Here is a 626-nt window from a genome sequence, read left to right on the forward strand (position 1 = left end):
GCAGAACCCCGACCCGGAGGGCACGGTGGAGATCACCGCCAACCCGGGCGACGCCTTCATCTTCGACCGCCGGCAGTGGCACTCGCGGTCGACGAACCTGTCGACCATCACCCGCAAGATGCTCTTCGTCGGGTACACCTACCGGTGGATCCGTCCCCTGGACGAGCTGCACCCCGACGTGGACGGCGAGTGGTACCGCAACCGCACCCCCGTTCAGCGCCAGCTGATCGGTGAGGGCACCCACACCGCCAACTACTGGGGCATCAACTGGGACGGGTACGTCGACGACGAGATCCCGCTGCGTAAGGAGCTCAAGGAGCGCGGTCTGCTCGACCGCAACATCCCCTGGCTCCGCTGATCCACTGCTCGTAGGACGGCCCCCTGCCGACGCCCAGCGTTGACAGGGGGCCGTTGCACGTCCGCGGACCGACCGCTCGGGCCGAGCCCGTTCCGGCCACCGGGAACCGCCCTGTCGGTAGCGTGGCGGGTGCGCAGGTCGGGGCGTGGTGCCCAGGGCGTGGGGTGGCACAGGAGGCAGCGCAGTGACATCCGCTCCGCTCCCCCGGATCCTCCGCCGCCGCGGCGAGCCGCAATACCCGACCTTCCTGGAACTCTTCTTCGACCTC

Annotated in this window: 1 pseudogene; it reads left to right on the top strand. The window is 69.5% G+C overall.

The features are described from left to right. A pseudogene (locus NIE111_RS27365) lies at positions 1-358 on the top strand (phytanoyl-CoA dioxygenase family protein); the annotation flags it as partial. Positions 359-626 lie beyond the last annotated feature (268 nt).

It is taken from the genome of Micromonospora hortensis (genome assembly GCF_022230935.1).
Lineage (GTDB): Bacteria > Actinomycetota > Actinomycetes > Mycobacteriales > Micromonosporaceae > Micromonospora > Micromonospora hortensis.